The sequence below is a fragment of the Haloarcula sp. Atlit-120R genome (genome assembly GCF_003665885.1).
Lineage (GTDB): Archaea > Halobacteriota > Halobacteria > Halobacteriales > Haloarculaceae > Haloarcula > Haloarcula taiwanensis.
In genome coordinates this window covers 1-448 of the sequence record NZ_QPLN01000098.1, presented here as the reverse complement: position 1 = coordinate 448, position 448 = coordinate 1, and the positions used below count along the sequence as shown (strand labels likewise).

The following is a 448-nucleotide window of genomic DNA, read 5'->3' as shown; positions in this document are numbered from 1 at the left end:
TGATGTTCGGCTTCTTCGTCTTCTCGGCGCTGATGCGCGGCTACGGCGACACGCGGACGCCGATGGCGGTCATGTTCATTTCCGTCCTCCTGAACGTCCTGCTCGACCCGTTCTTCATCTTCGGGTTCGACGGGAACCCGCTGTTCCAGTGGCTGGCCGCGGTGCCCGGCGTCGCCGCGCTCGATCCGGTCGCGCTGGAGGCCACCCTGCTCTCGGCGACCGGGATAACCGGGTTCGGGATCCAGGGCGCCGCGCTCGCGACGATCCTCTCGGGGGGCGTCGCGACCGCCATCGGGCTCTGGATCCTGTTCGGCACCGGCTACGGCCCGAACGTGACCGTCGGCCACCTCGCGCCCGACCTCGACTTCATCCGCGACATCTTCCGGCTCGGTCTCCCGTCCTGCGTCGAGCAGACGACGAGCGCGCTCGCGATGATCACGCTCACCGC

The 448-nt window shown here is 68.8% G+C and carries 1 protein-coding gene; it reads left to right on the top strand.

Features of this window, described 5'->3' with window-relative positions:
• Nucleotides 1-448 (top strand): MATE family efflux transporter (locus DVK01_RS21395; protein WP_255410244.1); only part of this gene is annotated, 448 nt, incomplete at both ends.